The organism is Clostridium sp., assembly GCF_051654825.1.
GTDB lineage: Bacteria > Bacillota > Clostridia > Clostridiales > Clostridiaceae > Clostridium.
The window spans coordinates 1-19,265 of the sequence record NZ_JBOFYU010000136.1; the positions used below are offsets into that span (position 1 = coordinate 1).

The window sequence follows — 19,265 nt, forward strand, 5'->3', positions numbered from 1 at the left end:
AAAACAACATACAGTACTAGCTTTAATACTACAAATTTAATAAGTATTGTTTTCTAAATCTTATCTCAATTTTCCTAATTTTAAAGAATCGCTAGCTAAATCATAAATAAAATAGCTTTAAAGTAATTTAAATTCTTACTCTAAAGCTATATAACCTTCTATGTTATTTTATTTTTTAATTTTTCCGTATATAAATCTAGGTAAATCCCAATAGATCCCCTTTATTAAAATATATAATACCCAAAATACAAACTTTACTGGATAATATATCGGTGCTATCAATACTTTTAATACTGACATTCCATCATCGCTTAATCTTTTATTATATTCATGAATATTTGCATACTCTTCTGTATAGCTTCTATTTTTATCAAACCTTGTTACTACTATTCTTCCATCTGCTTTCCTTTGTTTGTAAGTTTTCATTTGCTACTCCCCATATATAATAAATTTTAATTATTAAACTACTGCTGTTTTGTCTATTACATTATGAACCCATTTATAACTTCTTAATCTAATCATTGATGCTATAAATTTAACTACTTCCTCTGCTGTTACCATTAATATTACTAGATATATTGGTAATCCTAATATAGCTGCTCCTATAAATGCCATAGGAACTCCTATTAACCACATAGTAAAGGCTTCTACTTTTAATGCAAAACCTGCATCTCCGCCTCCCCTAAATACTCCTACTATTAATACTAAGTTTACAACTCTTATTGGGTAAAATACTCCATATATTCTTAAAATAATAGTTGAATATTCTTTAACCACCTCTGAAACATTAAATAATCCTAAAATAGATGTAGCAAGTAATGAAACTAAAATACCTAATATTATTCCTATCATAAATGACAGTATAGTAAACTTTCTTCCATATCTTTTTGCTTCTTCTTCCTTACCTGCTCCAATTTGATTTCCTATCATTACAAGTGATGAACTTGCCATACTAAAACAAACTACAAAAAACATATTTTGTATATTATTAGTTATTTGCACCGAAGCCATAGCTTCTGTTCCTAATCTTCCATAAGCTATAGAATAAAAGAATGTTCCAAGACCCCAACAAGCTTCATTTAAAACCACTGGAATAACTGATTTATAAACTATTCTTACAAAGCTCTTATCAAATGAAATATATTCTTTAACTTTACCATGTAATACCTTATTTTTATTTGCTCTTATAACTATTAATAAACATTCTATAAATCTAGCTATTACAGTTGCTATTGCTGCTCCACTTACACCTAAAGCAGGCATACCAAACTTACCAAATATTAGAATATAGTTTAATGTAATGTTAATCCCAATAGCTATTGCACTAATTATCATAGGAGTTTTTGCATCCTCCATACATCTTAATGCTGTTGCAAATGTAAATGTTATTGCAGTAACTATATAACTTAAGCTTACAATTGATAGATATGCTGATGCTTCTTTTATTACTACTTCATCTTTACTAAATATACTTACAATAACTTCTGGAGCTAATAATGCAACAAGCATTGCTAAAATAGCAACAATAATTACACTTACTCCCCCTAAGCCAACTACCTTCTTTATATTTTTCTTATCTTTTTTACCCCAATACTGAGATATAAATATACTACATCCTCCTGTAGTTCCAATAACTATTAAATTAAATAAAAAGGAAAATTGATTTCCTATTCCAACTGCTGCTACTTGAGCATCTCCTATAGACCCTACCATTAATGTATCCGCCATATTAAGAGATGATGTTAATATGTTTTGCAATATTATTGGTAATGCTAAAACAAATAATGTTCTAAAAAATTTAGGATCATTAAAAAAATTTTTAACTTTACTTTTCATAAATTACTCCTTTCAAAAATAAAAACCACCTTGAAGAGTTTTCAAAGTGGTTACTTCTCACTTGTATTATTACATACTAGAAATTATATTCATTTATTTATAAGCTTGTTCCATCTATAGAATTATATAAGACTTGTAAAAATATTTCAACATTTTAGATAGACTATTTTTCAAATGTAATAATTTAATAGTAATATTTGAAAACACTTTTGGAAATACTTTTATTAGACCTATGGTTATTTAGTCATAGTAATAAAAAATTTGGAGGTAATTAACATGAAAAAATTCGTTTGTACAGTGTGTGGATATATTCATGAAGGTGATACCCCACCTGAAATATGTCCAGTTTGTAAAGTAGGAGCAGATAAATTTGAAGAAATGTCAGGGGATATGCAATGGGCTGATGAACATCGTATAGGTGTAGGTCAAGGTATAGACTCTGAAATAATTGAAGGATTAAGAGCTAACTTTATGGGTGAATGTACAGAAGTTGGTATGTACTTAGCAATGTCTCGTCAAGCAGATAGAGAAGGATATCCTGAAGTTGCTGAAGCATATAAAAGAATCGCCTTTGAAGAAGCAGAACACGCAGCTAAATTTGCTGAAATTTTAGGTGAAGTAGTAAATGCCGATACAAAAGCAAACTTAAAAGCTAGAGTTGAAGCTGAATACGGTGCTTGCCAAGGAAAGAAGGATTTAGCTGGATTAGCTAAAAAGAATAATTTAGATGCAATCCATGATACTGTACATGAAATGTGTAAGGATGAAGCTAGACATGGTAAAGCCTTTAAAGGACTTTTAGACAGATACTTTAAATAAAATATTTTTAAGGAGTGATTTTAATGACAGTAATTAATTGTAATGCTGATATTTGTTCTCATAATAAATCTGGAAGCTGCTATGCTAATCGTGTTGATATAGGAGGCAAAACTGCTTCTAAATCTTGTGATACTTGCTGTGGATCTTTTTTAGATAGAAAAAATTATAGTACTTTAACTAATAATACAAATGATGCAGGTGAATGTAATTGCTTAGTTTGCAAAGTTGATAACTGCACTCATAATTGTAATAATATTTGCGACTTAGAATCTATTGATGTATCAGGTTCAAATGCTAAAATATATTCTGAAACAAATTGTGATAGCTTTTCTTTAAAATAGAAAAAATTTTATTACAACAGCTTGGCAACTACAATATAAAGTAGTTGCTTTTCTTTTATTTTTATATATTTTATTTTAAATAAAACAAAAGACGTTGCCCTCTATTGGTGCAACGCCCCATAGCCAATCCACCCATTTTTAATGACCATAATTGGCTACAAACTTATTATGTCCATATATATAAATCATATTCATAAAAATTATATTTAAGATAAAAAAGCAAGGATGCCTTACGGCATCCAATCATAAAGGGGATATTATGATTTAAAGTTATCAAGCTTCATCTTGCTATATTTTAATAATAATACATCTATATGGCAAATAGGTTACAAAAATCATACGAATTTATTAAGAAAATATTTCATATTCTTATAGTAGTTTATAATTATTTTATGGGGGATATTGTGTATAGCTTAATTTTTATTTTAGGAATCCTATTAGGCGGTATTATTTCATTCTTAATTTTAAATTCTACTAATAAATATAAAAAAGTAATAACACCCTTATCTGATGCTGATATAGAACTAATAAAAGAAAGAATAGCTTCTCTCAATGGAAGAGAATTTGAAGTGTTTACTTATAAGCTATACTCATTGCTTGGCTACCAAACATTTCTTACACCTGAAAGAAATGATGGTGGCAAAGATATAGTTATAAATAAAGATGGAGAAAAGATTTTTGTTGAATGTAAGCATAATAGAAGAAGTTCAAATGTAGGACGGCCTGAAGCTCAAAAACTTTGTGGTGCTATGATGGCAAGTAATATTTCGAAAGGAATTATATTAACCTTAAATGGTGCAAATAAGAATTGCTATGATTTTTGCAAAAAAATTAAAGGTAAAACTATAAAAATAGACTCCATAGAAGTTGTTAATGTTATAAGCCTTATTGAATCTTCTTCACTTTTAGATTCATATGAACTCTTAAGTCTTTTAGATATACCTTATACTAAACCTACTTCAAACAAAAAAGGGATATAATCCCTTTTTATTTTTTATTCAATTTCTTCACCTTCATAGTATTTAATTGTATTATTGAAAAAAATAACCGTTTTAGTAGGTGCTCGTCCAATCGATGTTTCTCCTGCTAATAAAAATCCCTTTACACCTTTCTTTATAAAACTATATATACATTCAACTTCAGGAAGGGTTGCCCTTTCAGCATTTTTCATACTATTTAATAAATGTGTTGCTATTATTATATTTTTATTTTTACTTACTATAAAATCTACTGCTTCTGTTTCTAGCTCTACAGCTCTTAAAATCCCTGCTTCTGGAACTAAATCTCCTCTTCCTATAACAATATTATCAGTTACAGTAATAATTTTATTAAGGTTTTCTATTCCTAAAGGAGTTTCTACCTTTGCCCATAATTTAGGCATATTATTTTTCACTGTTTTGTTTATAAAATTCTTAAGTAAAACTAATTCTTTATCACTTTCAACATATGATTGACAAATTATATCAATATTATTTTTCAAAGCCCATTTAACATTATCCTTATCTTTATTGCTAAGTAAACTATAATCCTTATTTAAGTTACTTATATTGCAACCCTTTCCCCCTCTAATTATACCTCCACGCATAACCTTAGCCTTGATTATCCCATGCTTCTTTTCTAAAATCTCAAAATTCATGCTGTTATCTTTCATGGAAATATTACTTATATCACTTTTTAATAAAGATTCTGCTGTTACTGTTATAGGAATTATTCTCATATCTTTTATTTTATCCTTGCTTATAGTATTATAAAAATCCTCTCCACAAAAATAAACTTCTTCACCATTATATATTTTATATATACTTTCTAATGTTTCTGAAACTCTTATTTTTCTTCCACATAAATCCGCCATAATTTTAACATTACTATCAATTTCTCTTACATAACTTACTATGTTATTAAACTCACTTTCATTAAAGTGTGAACAATTTAATCTAATTATATCTACTCCATTTTCTATAAACTCTTTAAGTACCCATTTTTCCTGTGATCTTGGTCCAACAGTGGCTATTATATGCATATAATCTTCTCCTCAAATTACTCATACTTAATAATTACTCATTTTTTTTACTATTATTACTAATTAATAAAAAATCTCATTTGTATAGAATAAAATTAAATATCCCACAGTATTTTTTTACTGTGGGATATTAATTGTCATTTATTATTGCCTTTGATATTATTTCTATTTTCTTTAACAAATCATTTTTAATACTACTTGGAACCTTTAAATAAATAGCTGGTGCATTAGTGTTTTTAAGTAAATAGTAATTGCTACCATTATTATAATTAATTCCACTATAGCTTGTTACTAATTCATTCCTGATTTTTAATGATATATTTTTACTTAGCAAACTATCATCATGATATATAGTCCATATATCTTCATCATCTATTAGTTTAATTCCAACAAAAAAATCTACTCTAGTAGTGTTAGCTAATAAAGCTTTTTTAAATACAGTTTCCCCTCTGTTACTTCCTTGTTGATACGACAAATCCACAACTAAATTTCCATCTCTTTTAAATTCATTAGAAATAGCTAGCAATACTTCTTCATTATTTATGTCTATAGCTATTTTCATATCCTTCTCCTAAAATTATTCTTTTAATATTATATTCGACTCCCTTAAAATTTGTTCTAAAAATACTTTACTAATAATAAGTTATAAAGTAATTAATATTTAATGGAGGCTAAATTTGAAGAGATATTTAAAGTTAATTTTTTTGTTTTTATTTATTTTAATTTTACCTGGTTGTGGTTTAAGTAGCCCTGAATACATAATTCCAAAATCAAAGCCTAGCACACATTATTATACAAACGAAATTTATAAAAAACTAAAAAATCAGGAAGCTTACAATATTAAGATATTTGATTTAGATGTATATAAGTATTACGATGTAGATTCTGAAGAACACAGTATTATGTTAGAATTTATTGAGTCATTAAATGATAAAAATTTTGAAGCTTCTATTGAAGAAGACTTAAAACCTAGATATAAATTAATTATAGAATTTGAGGATTCTAAATATTTAATTAATGCTTATAATGAGTCGCTTATATCTATTTACCCTTGGGATGGAGTTTATAAAGAAGATGTACTTTCTTTAGAAGGAGTCCCTGACTACTATAATGTATTTAAGTTTTGTGAATATATTGATAAAATCTCTCGAGGTTTTGAGGGGTAAAATAAAGGTACTGAAATAATTAATTTCAGTACCTTTATTATTTATATATTTTGAACTTCTTCAAGCAATTTATAAACTCTTTTATTTAATATAGGATGCACTATATATGGTGCAATTTCTGCTAATGGTTTTAAAACAAACTCTCTCTCTTCCATTCTTGGATGTGGTAATATTATTTCTTCATCACTAGAAACTAAATCATCATAAAATATTACATCTAAATCTATTATTCTAGGACCCCATTTGATTATTCTTTCCCTCTTCATTTCTAGTTCTATATTTAAAAGACTTCTAATTAATTCTTTAGGAGATAAGAATGTTTCTATTTCCATAGCACCATTTACAAATATATCTTGATCTTCATATCCCCACGGCTCTGTTTCTAAGAGTTCTGAAACCTTTGTTACTTTGATTCCATTTACTTTTTTTATCATATTAATTGCTGTATTAATATTTTCTTTTTTATCACCAATATTACTTCCAAAGGAAATATAAGCCTTATGCCATTTTCTTTCTATTTCAATAGCTGCATAGTCTAAATGTCTTCCTATAGGAGCCCAAGGTTTTTTTAGTTCTACCTTTACACCATTAACAAGCTCATAATTTAATAAAACATATTCAGCAATTTTCTCTGTTGCCGTTTCTATTAAATCATAACTTTCTCTTTTAAATTCCTCTTCTATTTTATGACATAACTCTCCATAGTGAACCGACTTACTTAAATCACCTGTAATAGCTGCATCTCTAGTATTTAAATTTAATTCTAAACTTAGTACAAATTTTTGACCAAGGCTTTTTTCTTCACCGAAAACTCCATGATTTGCAAAAATTTCTACATTTTTTAAATGTAATTTATCCATGTCTTTACCTCTTATTTTCCTCTTATTATAGCATCTGTCATTATACAAGCTCTTTTATTTTCTAATACATCATGAACTCTAATAATTTTGCATCCCTTTAAAATACCTACTACAGTAGTTGAAATAGTTCCTTCTACTCTTTCATTAACAGGTAAATTCAAAGCTATTCCAATCATAGACTTTCTTGATGTTCCTAAAAGAACTGGATACCCTATATCCACTATCTTTTCTAAGTTATTCATTACTTCTAAATTTTCTTCATAAGTTTTAGCAAATCCTATTCCTGGATCTAATATGATATTCTCTCTTTTTACTCCAGCATCTAGAGCTATACTTATACTCTTTATTAAATCAAAAATTACATCCTTCATAAGGCTTTTATATTCTTTTTCTTCTCTGTTATGCATTAATATACAAGGAACATTATATTTACTTGCAACTTCAGCCATTTTATTGTCCTTTTTAAATCCCCATACATCATTTATTATATCTGCTCCTGCCTTTATTGCAGCTTCGGCAGTTTTACTCTTATAAGTATCTATAGATATAAGTACATCTACTTCTTTTTTTATTGCTTCAATTATTGGTACTACTCTCTTTATTTCTTCTTCTTCAGAAACATATTCAGCTCCCGGTCTAGTAGATTCTCCACCAATATCTATAATGTCAGCTCCATCCTTTACTAGTTCCTTAGCTCTTTTAACAGCAAGTTCTACCTCATTAAATTTCCCACCATCTGAAAATGAATCTGGTGTTATATTTAAAATCCCCATTACATAAGTTCTCTCATTAAAATTAAGTTCCTTATTTCCTATTTTCATAAATATACCCCCTTAATATCTTATTTTCATATTCTTTTTAGCTTTATCCCAATAACAATCCTTTTCTACATTACAACTAAAGCAACTTCTTGAAAGTTTATCACTTTCATAAATTATTTTTTCTAATTCTCCATTAGTTTCAGAGCGATGATTACTTATACATTTTAAGATTTTTTCCTTTTCATCACTTGAAAATTTACTAGTTCTTAAAAGCTCCTTAGCTAAAATGACACTTCCCTCATGATGTGGTGTGCCATCTCTATATTCTAATACTCTTCCTATATCATGTAAAAAGGCTATTGCATAAATAACATCTTTTTTATAATTTAATCCTAATTCTAAGGATTTTATATATGCAATTCTAGCAACATCTATAAAATGTTCTGTATTATGATTACAAAACTCTCTATCTTTTTCATAATTATTTAATTCCTTAAGATACTCCTGATACTTAAGACTAAATACTATATCATTTACTCTTTCCATATATACACCTATTTTATTAAAGAAATTACTTCTTTTCTAAGTTCGTAATCTTCTTTAAAGCATCCTCTATATGTAGTAGTTACAGTTCTAGTTCCCGGCTTTTTAACACCTCTCATAGTCATACACATATGCTCTGCTTCTATAACTACCATTACACCTTCTGCCCCTAAGTACTCCATTATAGCATCAGCAACTTCTGAAGTTAGTATTTCTTGTAGCTGTGGTTTTTTTGCATATAATTCTACACATCTAGCAAGCTTAGATAATCCTGCAACTCTTCCATTAGGTATATATGCTATATGAGCTCTTCCATAAAAAGGAACTAAATGATGTTCACACATAGAAAAGAATGTAATATCTTTTTCTAACACTAAGTCATTACTGTCAACCTTAAATGTTTTAGATAAACACTCCCCTGCTGTTTGTCCTATTCCACTAAATATCTCTTCGTACATTCTTGCTATTCTATCAGGCGTTTCTATTAACCCTTCTCTATCTACATCTTCACCAATAGCCTCTAATATTAGTGTTACCCCTTGCTTAATTTTTTCCTTATCTATATTCATTTATGCCCCTCCTAATTTCCTTATCTCTTCTTCATAAGCTTTTCTTATATTATTTGTATTATTTCTTATATTAAAATTAACTTCTTGAATTTTACTAACTGGCATTACACCTAATAAGCTATTAGTCAAAAAGACTTCTTCACTTTCTAGGATATCTTTTAAGCTTAACTCGCATTCTATTACAGAGAAGTTTTGAATAATAAACCTTCTTACAACTCCATCTAGTAATCCTGCTGAAACCTTAGGAGTAAATACCCTATTATTTTTTACTATAAAAATATTAGATGTGCTTCCTTCAGCTATAAGTCCCTTTTCATTTAAAAATAATACTTCATTATATCCTTGTCTTTTTGCATTTTGATTTTCAATTAAATTTTCTATATAATTTATTGATTTTATATAATTTAACTTTGATGTAGAATTTCTTAATACATCTGAAACGCTTACTTTAAATCCATTTAAATAATCCTCTTCATTATATGGAAAATCTCTTGTTTTTAAAATAATATTTTTAGGAGTAACTATAATCTTTAATACAGTATCCTTAATATTTCTTTTTTCTATTTCAGATTGGATAAATTCTAAGGATACTTCTTCCCCTATGAAAAGCTCTTTAATTCCTTTATTTAAACGCTGAATATGTTCTTTTAAAAATATAGGTTCCTTTTTAACTAAAATAGTTTCAAAAACACCTCTTGCGAAAAAAACTCCATCATCTGCATTTACATAATCTTTATTATAAAAAATCTCCCTCATTATAACACACTCATTAAAGCTTTTGCTTTATCTAAAGTTTCGTAATATTCATCTTCTTCTATAGAATCAAATGTTATTCCTCCACCTACGCCAAAATAAGCCTTATTATCCTTTTTTATAATAGTTCTTATAACAATATTGAAATCTGCATTTCCTCTAAAATCAAAATATCCTATTGATCCAGTATATAAATTTCTTTTTAATCCTTCAAGCTCTTCTATAACTTCCATTGCTCTTATTTTAGGTGTTCCTGTAATAGATCCACCAGGGAAGCATTCTCTTAAAGCTTTAACGCTTGAAACTTCTTTTTTTAAGTTTCCTTCAATTGTTGATACTAAATGAAATACAGTTGCATACTCCTCTAGTTTAAATAGTTCAGTTACCTTTACTGAATGATTTTCACAAACCTTACTTAAATCATTTCTTTCTAAGTCAACAATCATTAATAGCTCTGCTTTGTCCTTTTCACTATTTAATAATTCCTGGCTATTTTTGAAATCCTCTTCCTTATTTCTTCCCCTAGGTCTTGTCCCCTTTATAGGTCTAGTATGTACTTTCTTATTTTTAATTTGAATAAACCTTTCTGGTGAAGAACTTATTACTTGAAAATCCTCAAAGTTCATAAAGGCTGAAAAAGGTGCCTTATTAATCTTCCTTAGTTTTTTATATATTTCAAATGAGTCTTCATGATTTTCACATTTAAATCTTTGAGTCATATTTGCTATATAAATATCACCACTTACTATAAAGTCCTTCATTTTTCCTACAGCTTCTATATATTCTTCTTTTGTGAAGTTAGAATCAAATTTTGTTTTACTTTTTTCTACAACTGCATCCAAAGCTTCTTTTCCATTTTTTATTTTAATTTCTATTTCATTTAATAGTTCTTCAGCATCATCATCTATTTTTAAAGAAGTAAGATAAGTCTTTTTCATTAACAAATCAAAAATAATTATATTTTTATAAAATATAAACTTCATATCAGGTATTGAAAAATCTTCATTACTTGTATTAGGAAGCTCTTCAATAATTCTTCCTGTATCATAAGAGATATATCCTATACATCCTGCCACAAAAGGTAAATCAGAAAATTCATCTTCATTTACCTTATACTCATTTATTAGGTTTTCTAATAACTTAAATGGATCTCCCTGCATTTGTCTCCCATTAATATATACTTCATTTCCATTTGATTCAAATATCATAAAAGGATTAATTCCTATAAAGGAAAATCTTGATAATTTATCATCATCTTTAGAAGAGTCTAAAAATATAGTGTTTTTTTCATCTTTAAAAATATTATATATATCTAAAGATTTTAAATTTGTTTTTATTTCTTTTATAATAACACTCATTTATTTTACTCCCTTCTTAAAAGTTTTAGTTATTTTTAAAAAATTATTTAATAAAGCATGTCCCTCTTCAGTCATTTCTGCTTCTGGATGAAATTGAACTCCATAAATAGGGAAACTCTTATGCTTAACTGCCATAATAACTCCATCTAAGGTTTCACCACATATCTCTAATTCCTTTGGCAATGAATTTGAGTCTATTATTAGTGAATGATATCTCGTTACTCTTAGAGGTTTTTTTATATCTTTAAATACTCCACCATTATTATGAGTTATAAGACTCATCTTTCCATGAACAGGTTCTTTTCCCTTTATTATATTTGCTCCAAAATAATGTCCTATACATTGATGACCTAAACAAATACCTAAAATAGGTAGCTTATCTTTAAACTCATTTATAATTTCAAGAGAAATCCCTGCCTCCTTAGGTGATTTAGGTCCTGGGGAAATTATAATTCCATCTATGTTTAAAGCTTTTATTTCTTCTATAGTGATTTTATCATTTCTATAGATTAAAACTTCTTCTCCTAATTCTTCTATGTATCTTACTAGATTAAATACAAAAGAATCATAATTGTCTACCATTAAAAGCATATTATTCCTCCATATTAATACTATTATCCTATGTTCTATTTATGTTAAAATAAATTATATCATAATAACTTTAAGTTTTAAAATTAAACTTAATTATATAGGAGGTTTTTATATATGATTAAATGTGATTTGCATGTTCACTCTACTGCATCTGATGGTAGATATTCACCTTCCCAAATAGTTCAAATGGCATATGATAACGACGTAAACTTTCTATCTTTAACAGATCACGACACACTATCTGGAATAGATGAAGCATTTGAAAAAGCTAATTCTTTAGGCTTAAACTTTATCCCTGGTATAGAGCTATCAACTGAACATAAAAAAGAATCTATTCATGTTTTAGGTTTTTTTAAAAAAGACGATTATAAAAATAAAGAGCTAAATGATTTATTATCTAAATTTAAAAAAGAAAGAATAGATAGAGCTTATAAAATAGTAGAAAATTTAAAAAAGTACAATGATATAGAAATTGACATTAATAATGTTTTGAAAAATGGTAAGGATACTATTGCTAGACCTCATATCGCTAAGGCAATAATGGATGCAGGGTATAACTTTACTAATGAAGAAATTTTTGATAAAGTTCTGGGAAATCATTGTCCTGCTTATATACCTTCTACAAAACTTTCCACTAAAGAAGGCATTGCATTATTAAAAAAATATAATGCATTAGTATTTTTAGCTCATCCTGTTTTAGCTAGGAAAACACCTGTATATGATTTAATTAAACTTGGCTTTGATGGAATGGAAGCTATTTATTATCAAAATTCTAAAAAAGACACAAAAAGATTAATAACTCTTGCAAAAGAAACTAATATTTACATATCTGCTGGATCTGATTGCCATGGAATTCCTAACGATGAAAATCATGGAGGCGTAGGAGATATTGCTATACCTACTGGATATGATATTGATTATAATTTATCTTGGATAAAAAAAATGGTCTAGTTTAAAACTAGACCATTTTTTATTATTTTACTTCATTATTAGTGCTTTCTGGTAATGCAGGTTGTTCTTTATCATCACCATACCACTTAGCTGTAGTTGTAGGATTGTTTATTATTCCTGCAGCAACTAATACTGCTAAAATTGCATTTGTTAATGTTTGATATTCTGCTGGAACTACATTTACTCCAAATGCATTTAATATAAGTGGTATTAAAGCAATTATAGATACCCATAAACCATAATTTTGAAATCTTGACCAATCAAAACTTTTCATCTCAAACACCTCTATTAAACATATATAATATAATCTATTCAGTTTATAGTTTTTTGTGAGTAACCATAATAAAAAATAGTAAAATACATGATTTTATTTATTTTTATTAAATATTTTTTCACTATAATATTTAACTTATTTCCTACATAAATATTATATATATGTCCTTAAAGGAGTGGTAATTATGATTAAAAATCATTGTGACTATTGCAAAAACACTACCGATAAATTTGTATATGAAAATAAGAAATGTACTTGCAATTATTGTGGCCAAAATTTTTGTATTAACTGTTCAATAAGTAGTAATAAAACCCTTAATGGATATGGATGTCCAAAGTGCGGAAGTCGAAACACTGAATTTCTTATTAATGATAAATAAAAAAAGACCCTTAGAGGTCTTTTTTTACTTTTCTTCTAAAAATGCCTTATAACATTTCATTGTTTCATATATATCAACCTTACTTGATACTTCCCAAGGAGCATGCATATTTTGAAGCGCAACTCCACAATCTATAACTTCCATATTATATTGAGCTAATATATAAGCTATAGTACCTCCACCACCTTGGTCTACCTTACCAAGTTCAGCAGTTTGGAATGATACGTTATTTGAATCCATGATATTTCTAAGCCATGCCATAAATTCTGCATTTGCATCATTACATCCACTTTTTCCTCTTGCTCCTGTGTATTTACTAAATACAACACCCTTACCAAAGTAAGCTGAGTTTTTCTTTTCTAATACTGAAGGATAATTTGGGTCATATGCCGCTGTAACATCTGCTGATAACATTTTTGAGTTAGATAGTGCTCTTCTTAGCTTAAGCTCAGAATAATCTCCTAATCTATCCATAACTTCAGCTACAGTATTTTCAAAGAATCTTGAATACATTCCTGTTGCCCCATTACTTCCTACTTCTTCTTTATCAGTTAATAAAACTACTGATGTATATTCAACTTCATCAAGCTCTAATAAAGCCATTACAGATGTATATGCACATACTCTATCATCTTGACCATAACCTGTAACCATACTTCTATCTAAACCGTAATCTCTAGCCTTACCAGCTGGAACTACTTCTATTTCAGCTGAAATAAAATCCTCTTCTTCAAAGTCATACTTTTCTTTTAATAACTTTAGAATATTAGCCTTAACAGCATTTTTTTCTTCTCCCTCTAGTGGCATATTACCAACTAAAAGATTTAAGTCTTCTCCTTCAATTACAACATTTGCTTTCTTTTGTAATTGATCTGCTGAAAGGTGAATTAATAAATCTGATATTCCTATTACTGGATCTGTATCATCTTCACCTATTACTACATCAATTTTAGTTCCATCTTTTTTAACTACTACACCATGTAATGCTAAAGGCAGAGTAACCCATTGATATTTTTTAACACCACCATAGTAGTGTGTTTCCATCATTGCTAGTTCTCCATCTTCATATAATGGGTTTTGCTTTAAGTCTAGTCTAGGTGAATCAACATGAGAACCTAATATTCTCATTCCCTTTTCTAAAGATTCCTTTCCTATTAAGAATAAAGCTAGTGATTTGTCCATATTGTTTACAAAGATTTTATCTCCTGATTTTAAAGTTTCACCATTTTCTAAAACTTCTTCTAAATCTCTATAACCAAGTGCTTCAACCATATCTATAGCTGTTAAAACACACTCTCTTTCCGTTTTACATTCTGATAAGTACTGTATGTACCCTTGACAAAAATCAAAAATTTCCTTTTTCCCATTTTCATCGTATTTTAGCCATGCATTTTTTTGTCTTTCCTTATTAGTCATTTAATAACCCTCCTAATTTTCTCTATTGCCTATCTATATTATTATTATTCAATAACCTTATCTATACGTCCCTCAATAATATCTACTGGAGTAACCTCTGACATTAATGAATACCTGTAATTCACTGCAGCTGCTTCTATTATCACTGCAATATTTCTTCCAGGTCTTACTGGAACTCTAAGTCTTTTTACCTTTACCCCTAAGATATCTTGACATTCGTTTCTTAATCCTAATCTATCATAATCTCCATCATCTTTCCAATGCTCAAAATGCATTACAAGTCTTATATCCTTTTGTTGAAGAACAGAACTTAATCCATATAATGCAGAAACGTCTATTATTCCAATTCCTCTAACTTCAAGCATTCCAATAGTGATTCTAGGTGAAGTCCCTATAAGTTCTCCATCTATTTCCTTTATATCAACGGCATCATCAGTAACTAATCTATGACCTCTTTTTATTAGCTCTAATGCTGTTTCACTTTTTCCTATTCCACTTTCTCCTGTTATCAGTATTCCTATACCATATACATCAACAAGTACACCATGTAATCTAGTTTCTGGTGCAAGTTTATCAGCTAAATAAATAGTTAGCTTACTTATAAACTTAGTAGTTACTAAATTACTTCTAAGTATCCAAACCTTATTCTTTTTTGCTGCTTTTATAATTTCCTTATGTGGCTCTAAATCTCTTGTAATAACTAAACATTGCGGGTTAAAGCTAAAATATTTTTCAACTCTTTTTCTTCTAAGCTCTACCCCCATATCATCTAAAAAGCTCCATTCAGCCTTCCCAATAACTTGTATTCTTTCTGGCGCAAAATAATTATAAAATCCCGCAAGTTGTAATCCTGGTCTATTTATATCATTAACTGATACTATTGCTGCCTTATCTCCTTCTACTAAAACCTCTAATTCAAAATCTTTTATTAATTTTTCAACTGTAACTGACAACACTCATCACCCTTTAATTTTTTCTATTAATTGGATTTTTAGGCTCAATCCCATCTAATTGAACTTTAAAATTACTCTTAACTCTATCTATATATATTCTTCTTAACTTTTGTTGTTCCTCTTTCTCTTCTTCATTTAATACATCTTCTTTACTCTTTTTATAAAGTTCATTTATTCTCTTTATAATATCATCTATTTTCATTTGTGTGTAATCCATATCATTAACTCCCTTTCCTAATTCTTCTTTATTACATTTTACTCTCAATTGACTTTAATATCAACTTATAAAATGCCAATAATAAGCATTTTTTTCATTTTTATTTCCTTTTTTTATTATTTTTTATTTATTTTTAATATTTCTTTATGTTCTCAATTACAAATTTTATATAATAACATATACATTTTAGTTTTATCATAACTAACACTTACTATACATTTTTAAAAATATTATTAAAATAATAAAATTAGAATGCAAAAAACACCTTACAAAGTAAGGTGTTAACTGCTAAAATATAGTCCCAACATGCCGGTCACTTAAATATTCAAGACCTGCAGCTCGCAGGTGGGTTAAGCGCACTCTAACGTTGTCTTCTCCTGCCACATAAGTGAATTACTGAAGCCCGACATTGTTAAAGATATTGCAAATCCCGGAAAAATAATGTAGGTTGAATATTATAAGCTTAACGCACATCTCAGGATTTCTATGACTTTATTATAGCATATTAATATTATTGTGCAATAGAAATTTATAGGTTTTTTTCTTTATTTTATTAAGATATAAAATCCTTTACAACCTCTTCTATTGATACATTACTTTCTTCATCAGTAAATAGCGCCATAAATTGAACATAGTTGCAATTGCTTGCATCCATTTGGAATGCCATTATTTCTCCTGAAACACCAAAATCTTCAACAATTTCTTCAATAATTTCTAAAACTTGATCATTTGCAAAATCATAAAGATATGGAATGTAATATTCTAAATACCATTCTTGGCTTTCTGCTTCATAATCACTTTCTTCATTAGAATATGCTTTAGCAGCCTTTAAAACATCCTCGTCAAAATCATAATAAAATTTAACTAAAAGTAATTCCTCTTCATTTCTTAATTCTTCTAATTCTGAAAAATCATTTTCTTCTAAACTTTTTATTATTTCAATATTATTCATATAAAACACTCCTTAAATTAATATAATAAAGATTTATATTCTTTTTTTACAGCTAAAAATTCTTTATCATCTTCAACAAGATTAAGTTCTTGTTTTCCATCAACTTCGTCTACTCTAAATACATAAATATCTTCTGAATCCTTATTTTCAACTGGTGATAAAAGTAAGTATTCTTGTTCTTCTAGATATATTCTAGCTATAGCTTCAAATTCTACTTTATTTCCTTCTTCGTCTAAGAAAGTCATTATTTGTACTTCTTCGATTTCGTTTATTTCTTTGTTATCCATTACTATTCCTCTTTTCTTTTTTTAATCCTTATTATACGTTATTATTTTATATTTACAAATATTTTTTGCTACATTTTTCAAAAAAATAAAATATAAATTATTTATCATAGTGATATAATTTATATTTCTCATAACTTCTTATAATTATTTATAATATACCTTTATCTTATCTAATTCTACTTCCTTTTGAATGTTATTTTTTCTGAATATTAATTTCTCTTGGCTTTTCTCAACAAATTCCCATTTATTATCTTTCATATATTCTTTAAATATCTTAATGTAATCTTCCCCATTTTTCAATACTACTTTATAGCCATCATTATATGAATTGCTAATAACCTTTATATCAGTGTAATATAACAAACAAACTTCATGTCCATAAATAGCTATTGAACCAAAAACAGGAACCAAAAAAATTATAATAATACCCCTCAATATTTTCTTTTTCCTACCCATTCATATCCCCTGTTTTAGTAATAATAATTATTTGAAAATTCAATAAGACCATTATACCACAACTACATCTTTTTTCCATATTTTTCGCGTTTTAAATATCAAATATTTTTTATATAGATATTTTTTTATTTATTTTTCATGTCATATATTGTAACTTTAAATTTTATTAAGCATATATTAATATCGATAAAATAATTTTCCGAGGATGAGTCATGTTAGAAACGTTATTGCTAGTATTATCAGTTTCTATAGATTCCTTTGTTGCAAGTATTGCCTATGGAACTGATAAAATTAAAATACCAATAAGTTCAGCCCTTATAATAGATGTAGTTTGTTCATTAATGCTTGGCATATCACTATTTTTAGGCTCCTTTCTAAAAAGTTATATGCCTGTAGGCTTAGCTCGTGGAATAAGCTTTACCATTTTATTTTTGTTGGGCATATATAGACTTTTTGAATATTTATTTAAATCTTATATAAATAAAAAGTCTAACTTTAATAAACCATTAACTTTCAAATTATTTGATTTTAACTTTGTTCTCAAGGTTTATGCTGATGAAGTAAAAGCTGACTTTGATAACTCAAAAATACTTAGTGCAAAGGAAGCCTTTTATTTGGCCTTTGCACTTTCTTTAGACAGTCTAGCTGTTGGATTTGGTAGTAGTTTATTAGCTATTAATTATATTAGTGCTATTATTACATGCCTACTAATCGGTATTATAGCAATTTTGACTGGAGTTTACATCGGAAGAAAATTTATTGAAAAAGCTAATCTTAATCTTTCTTGGCTTTCAGGTGCACTTCTTATAGCCCTTGCATTTATGAGAGCTTTCTAAATATATTAATAGAAATAGGAAAACAACTAAAATATTATTTGTTTTCCTTTTTTTATTGAATATCTTTTGTATTTAATTCATAAATTATAAAAATAATTAAAGCTTAATTTTTATTTGAATATATTTTTAAAATAGAGATAAAAATATAATAAAATACCCTTTAAAGGAGGTGGATATATGATAAAAACTACAAAACCCAATGACTTAATATACAAGAAAATTAATATGTTTTCATGGTGTAATGAAACCTTTAAAAAAGCTAAAGATGAAAATAAACCTATTTTCTTAAGCATTGGGTATTCTTGAGTAGTGTTATTCTAATTATAATTTATTTTCTATCATTGAAAAGGATATCTTAAATTCAGAAGACATTTATTCATACATTAATGAAAACTTTATCTTTATGGATATTTCAATGGAAGAACGCCCTGATGTAGCTAAATTATATATGACTTTATATAAAATACTAAATAGCAATGAGGATTATCCATTACTTGTTATTATAGATTATAGTCAAGTTCCTTTGTATATGGGAACCTTTGACAATAATATTTCTTCTTTATTGCCTTTATTAAAAGATATTAAAGCAACATATGAAAATGATAAAAGCTTAATTAATGATTCTTATAATGAAATAATTAATTTTCTAAGGTTAAAGAAAAAATCTTTAAATACTAATTTACAAGTAACCAAAAAAGCTATTAAGGATGGATTTTTATTATCTAGCCAGGTTTTCGATCCTTATTATGGTGGATTTGAATCCTTACCTAAGTATCCTTCTCCTCATAAGCTAATTTTTTTATTGAAATTTGGTATAACAGAAAATATGATTAATCCGACAGAAATGGTTGAAAAAACCCTTATTTCAATGTATAAGGGTGGTCTTTATGATCATTTAGCAGGCGGATTTTTAAGATACTCTACTGA

27 protein-coding genes and 1 other RNA gene are annotated in these 19,265 nt (G+C 27.6%); 9 read left to right on the forward strand and 19 right to left on the reverse strand.

Going from position 1 to position 19,265, the window contains the following annotated elements; translation table 11 throughout:
• Positions 1-168: 168 nt before the first annotated feature.
• Positions 169-426 (reverse strand): hypothetical protein, encoded by a 258-nt coding sequence (locus ACRDBA_RS08330; RefSeq protein ID WP_438572462.1) that lies wholly within the window; start codon positions 424-426, stop codon positions 169-171.
• A gap of 33 nt (positions 427-459) precedes the next feature.
• Positions 460-1,836 carry an MATE family efflux transporter gene (locus tag ACRDBA_RS08335; protein WP_438572463.1) on the reverse strand — a complete coding sequence of 459 codons (1,377 nt, stop codon included), beginning with the start codon at positions 1,834-1,836 and terminating at the stop codon, positions 460-462.
• Between the two features lie 276 nt (positions 1,837-2,112).
• On the opposite strand from ACRDBA_RS08335, the gene ACRDBA_RS08340 reads away from it, so the two are divergent.
• The 3 genes from ACRDBA_RS08340 (at position 2,113) to ACRDBA_RS08350 (ending at position 3,976) form a co-directional block, all read left to right on the forward strand.
• Positions 2,113-2,655, forward strand: coding sequence for an NADH peroxidase (locus tag ACRDBA_RS08340; protein WP_438572464.1), 543 nt, complete (start codon positions 2,113-2,115; stop codon positions 2,653-2,655).
• A 23-nt stretch (positions 2,656-2,678) separates the two neighbouring features.
• The gene (locus ACRDBA_RS08345; protein WP_438572465.1) at positions 2,679-2,996 is read left to right on the forward strand and encodes a DUF1540 domain-containing protein; all 318 of its coding nucleotides are present in this window, start codon (positions 2,679-2,681) and stop codon (positions 2,994-2,996) included.
• A gap of 404 nt (positions 2,997-3,400) precedes the next feature.
• Positions 3,401-3,976 (forward strand): restriction endonuclease, encoded by a 576-nt coding sequence (locus ACRDBA_RS08350; RefSeq protein WP_438572466.1) that lies wholly within the window; start codon positions 3,401-3,403, stop codon positions 3,974-3,976.
• Positions 3,977-3,990: 14 nt separating this feature from the next.
• Here the strand turns inward: ACRDBA_RS08350 and ACRDBA_RS08355 are convergent, their stop codons facing one another.
• The gene (locus ACRDBA_RS08355) at positions 3,991-5,016 is read right to left on the reverse strand and encodes a pyruvate kinase (protein WP_438572467.1); all 1,026 of its coding nucleotides are present in this window, start codon (positions 5,014-5,016) and stop codon (positions 3,991-3,993) included.
• 130 nt (positions 5,017-5,146) lie between these two features.
• Entirely contained in the window at positions 5,147-5,578 is a 432-nt protein-coding gene (locus ACRDBA_RS08360) for a hypothetical protein (protein ID WP_438572468.1), read from the reverse strand.
• Positions 5,579-5,693: 115 nt separating this feature from the next.
• Between ACRDBA_RS08360 and ACRDBA_RS08365 the strand changes: the two genes are divergently transcribed.
• Positions 5,694-6,182, forward strand: a complete 489-nt coding sequence (locus ACRDBA_RS08365) for a DUF4883 family protein (protein ID WP_438572469.1) — start codon at positions 5,694-5,696, stop codon at positions 6,180-6,182.
• A 41-nt stretch (positions 6,183-6,223) separates the two neighbouring features.
• On the opposite strand, the gene folK is transcribed toward ACRDBA_RS08365, so the two are convergent.
• Genes folK through ACRDBA_RS08400 form a run of 7 tightly spaced genes read right to left on the reverse strand, consistent with a single transcriptional unit; the run spans position 6,224 to position 11,617 of the window.
• Positions 6,224-7,042, reverse strand: a complete 819-nt coding sequence (gene folK, locus ACRDBA_RS08370) for a 2-amino-4-hydroxy-6-hydroxymethyldihydropteridine diphosphokinase (RefSeq protein WP_438572470.1) — start codon at positions 7,040-7,042, stop codon at positions 6,224-6,226.
• A gap of 11 nt (positions 7,043-7,053) precedes the next feature.
• Positions 7,054-7,863: a dihydropteroate synthase gene (folP, locus tag ACRDBA_RS08375; protein ID WP_438572471.1), complete on the reverse strand. Its 810-nt coding sequence runs from the start codon at positions 7,861-7,863 to the stop codon at positions 7,054-7,056.
• A gap of 12 nt (positions 7,864-7,875) precedes the next feature.
• A complete protein-coding gene (locus ACRDBA_RS08380) occupies positions 7,876-8,349 on the reverse strand; it encodes an HD domain-containing protein (protein ID WP_438572472.1) in 474 nt (157 codons plus the stop codon).
• Positions 8,350-8,357: 8 nt separating this feature from the next.
• Positions 8,358-8,915: a GTP cyclohydrolase I FolE gene (gene folE / locus ACRDBA_RS08385; protein WP_438572473.1), complete on the reverse strand. Its 558-nt coding sequence runs from the start codon at positions 8,913-8,915 to the stop codon at positions 8,358-8,360.
• Positions 8,916-9,671, reverse strand: coding sequence for an aminotransferase class IV (locus ACRDBA_RS08390; RefSeq protein WP_438572474.1), 756 nt, complete (start codon positions 9,669-9,671; stop codon positions 8,916-8,918).
• Positions 9,671-11,026 carry an aminodeoxychorismate synthase component I gene (pabB, locus tag ACRDBA_RS08395; RefSeq protein WP_438572475.1) on the reverse strand — a complete coding sequence of 452 codons (1,356 nt, stop codon included), beginning with the start codon at positions 11,024-11,026 and terminating at the stop codon, positions 9,671-9,673. Before pabB ends, ACRDBA_RS08390 begins: the two co-directional genes overlap by 1 nt.
• Positions 11,027-11,617 (reverse strand): anthranilate synthase component II, encoded by a 591-nt coding sequence (locus ACRDBA_RS08400; RefSeq protein WP_438572476.1) that lies wholly within the window; start codon positions 11,615-11,617, stop codon positions 11,027-11,029.
• Positions 11,618-11,731: 114 nt separating this feature from the next.
• On the opposite strand from ACRDBA_RS08400, the gene ACRDBA_RS08405 reads away from it, so the two are divergent.
• Positions 11,732-12,568 (forward strand): PHP domain-containing protein, encoded by an 837-nt coding sequence (locus ACRDBA_RS08405; RefSeq protein WP_438572477.1) that lies wholly within the window; start codon positions 11,732-11,734, stop codon positions 12,566-12,568.
• A 22-nt stretch (positions 12,569-12,590) separates the two neighbouring features.
• Here the strand turns inward: ACRDBA_RS08405 and ACRDBA_RS08410 are convergent, their stop codons facing one another.
• A complete protein-coding gene (locus ACRDBA_RS08410; protein ID WP_438572478.1) occupies positions 12,591-12,842 on the reverse strand; it encodes a holin in 252 nt (83 codons plus the stop codon).
• 184 nt (positions 12,843-13,026) lie between these two features.
• Here ACRDBA_RS08410 and ACRDBA_RS08415 point away from each other — a divergent pair, with 184 nt between their 5' ends.
• Complete coding sequence (locus ACRDBA_RS08415; protein WP_438572479.1) at positions 13,027-13,221, forward strand: hypothetical protein; 195 nt, start codon at positions 13,027-13,029, stop codon at positions 13,219-13,221.
• A 24-nt stretch (positions 13,222-13,245) separates the two neighbouring features.
• Here ACRDBA_RS08415 and ACRDBA_RS08420 read toward each other — a convergent pair whose 3' ends face one another.
• The 7 genes from ACRDBA_RS08420 to ACRDBA_RS08450 all read right to left on the reverse strand — a co-directional run bounded on the left by ACRDBA_RS08420 (position 13,246) and on the right by ACRDBA_RS08450 (position 17,502).
• The gene (locus tag ACRDBA_RS08420) at positions 13,246-14,637 is read right to left on the reverse strand and encodes an aminopeptidase (protein ID WP_438572480.1); all 1,392 of its coding nucleotides are present in this window, start codon (positions 14,635-14,637) and stop codon (positions 13,246-13,248) included.
• A 44-nt stretch (positions 14,638-14,681) separates the two neighbouring features.
• Positions 14,682-15,590, reverse strand: coding sequence for an HPr(Ser) kinase/phosphatase (gene hprK, locus ACRDBA_RS08425; protein WP_438572481.1), 909 nt, complete (start codon positions 15,588-15,590; stop codon positions 14,682-14,684).
• 13 nt (positions 15,591-15,603) lie between these two features.
• Complete coding sequence (locus ACRDBA_RS08430) at positions 15,604-15,792, reverse strand: DUF896 domain-containing protein (protein WP_438572486.1); 189 nt, start codon at positions 15,790-15,792, stop codon at positions 15,604-15,606.
• 309 nt (positions 15,793-16,101) lie between these two features.
• Positions 16,102-16,292: non-coding RNA, 6S RNA (gene ssrS / locus ACRDBA_RS08435), on the reverse strand.
• Between the two features lie 68 nt (positions 16,293-16,360).
• Entirely contained in the window at positions 16,361-16,759 is a 399-nt protein-coding gene (locus ACRDBA_RS08440) for a hypothetical protein (protein ID WP_438572482.1), read from the reverse strand.
• A gap of 17 nt (positions 16,760-16,776) precedes the next feature.
• The gene (locus ACRDBA_RS08445; RefSeq protein ID WP_438572487.1) at positions 16,777-17,022 is read right to left on the reverse strand and encodes a DUF1292 domain-containing protein; all 246 of its coding nucleotides are present in this window, start codon (positions 17,020-17,022) and stop codon (positions 16,777-16,779) included.
• Positions 17,023-17,190: 168 nt separating this feature from the next.
• Positions 17,191-17,502, reverse strand: coding sequence for a hypothetical protein (locus ACRDBA_RS08450; protein WP_438572483.1), 312 nt, complete (start codon positions 17,500-17,502; stop codon positions 17,191-17,193).
• Positions 17,503-17,714: 212 nt separating this feature from the next.
• Between ACRDBA_RS08450 and ytaF the strand changes: the two genes are divergently transcribed.
• The 3 genes from ytaF to ACRDBA_RS08465 form a co-directional block, all read left to right on the forward strand.
• Positions 17,715-18,338, forward strand: coding sequence for a sporulation membrane protein YtaF (ytaF, locus tag ACRDBA_RS08455; RefSeq protein ID WP_438572484.1), 624 nt, complete (start codon positions 17,715-17,717; stop codon positions 18,336-18,338).
• Between the two features lie 177 nt (positions 18,339-18,515).
• Positions 18,516-18,644: a DUF255 domain-containing protein gene (locus ACRDBA_RS08460; RefSeq protein ID WP_438572485.1), complete on the forward strand. Its 129-nt coding sequence runs from the start codon at positions 18,516-18,518 to the stop codon at positions 18,642-18,644.
• A gap of 91 nt (positions 18,645-18,735) precedes the next feature.
• The coding region (locus ACRDBA_RS08465) for a DUF255 domain-containing protein (protein ID WP_438572488.1) at positions 18,736-19,265 on the forward strand (530 nt) is incomplete at its 3' end.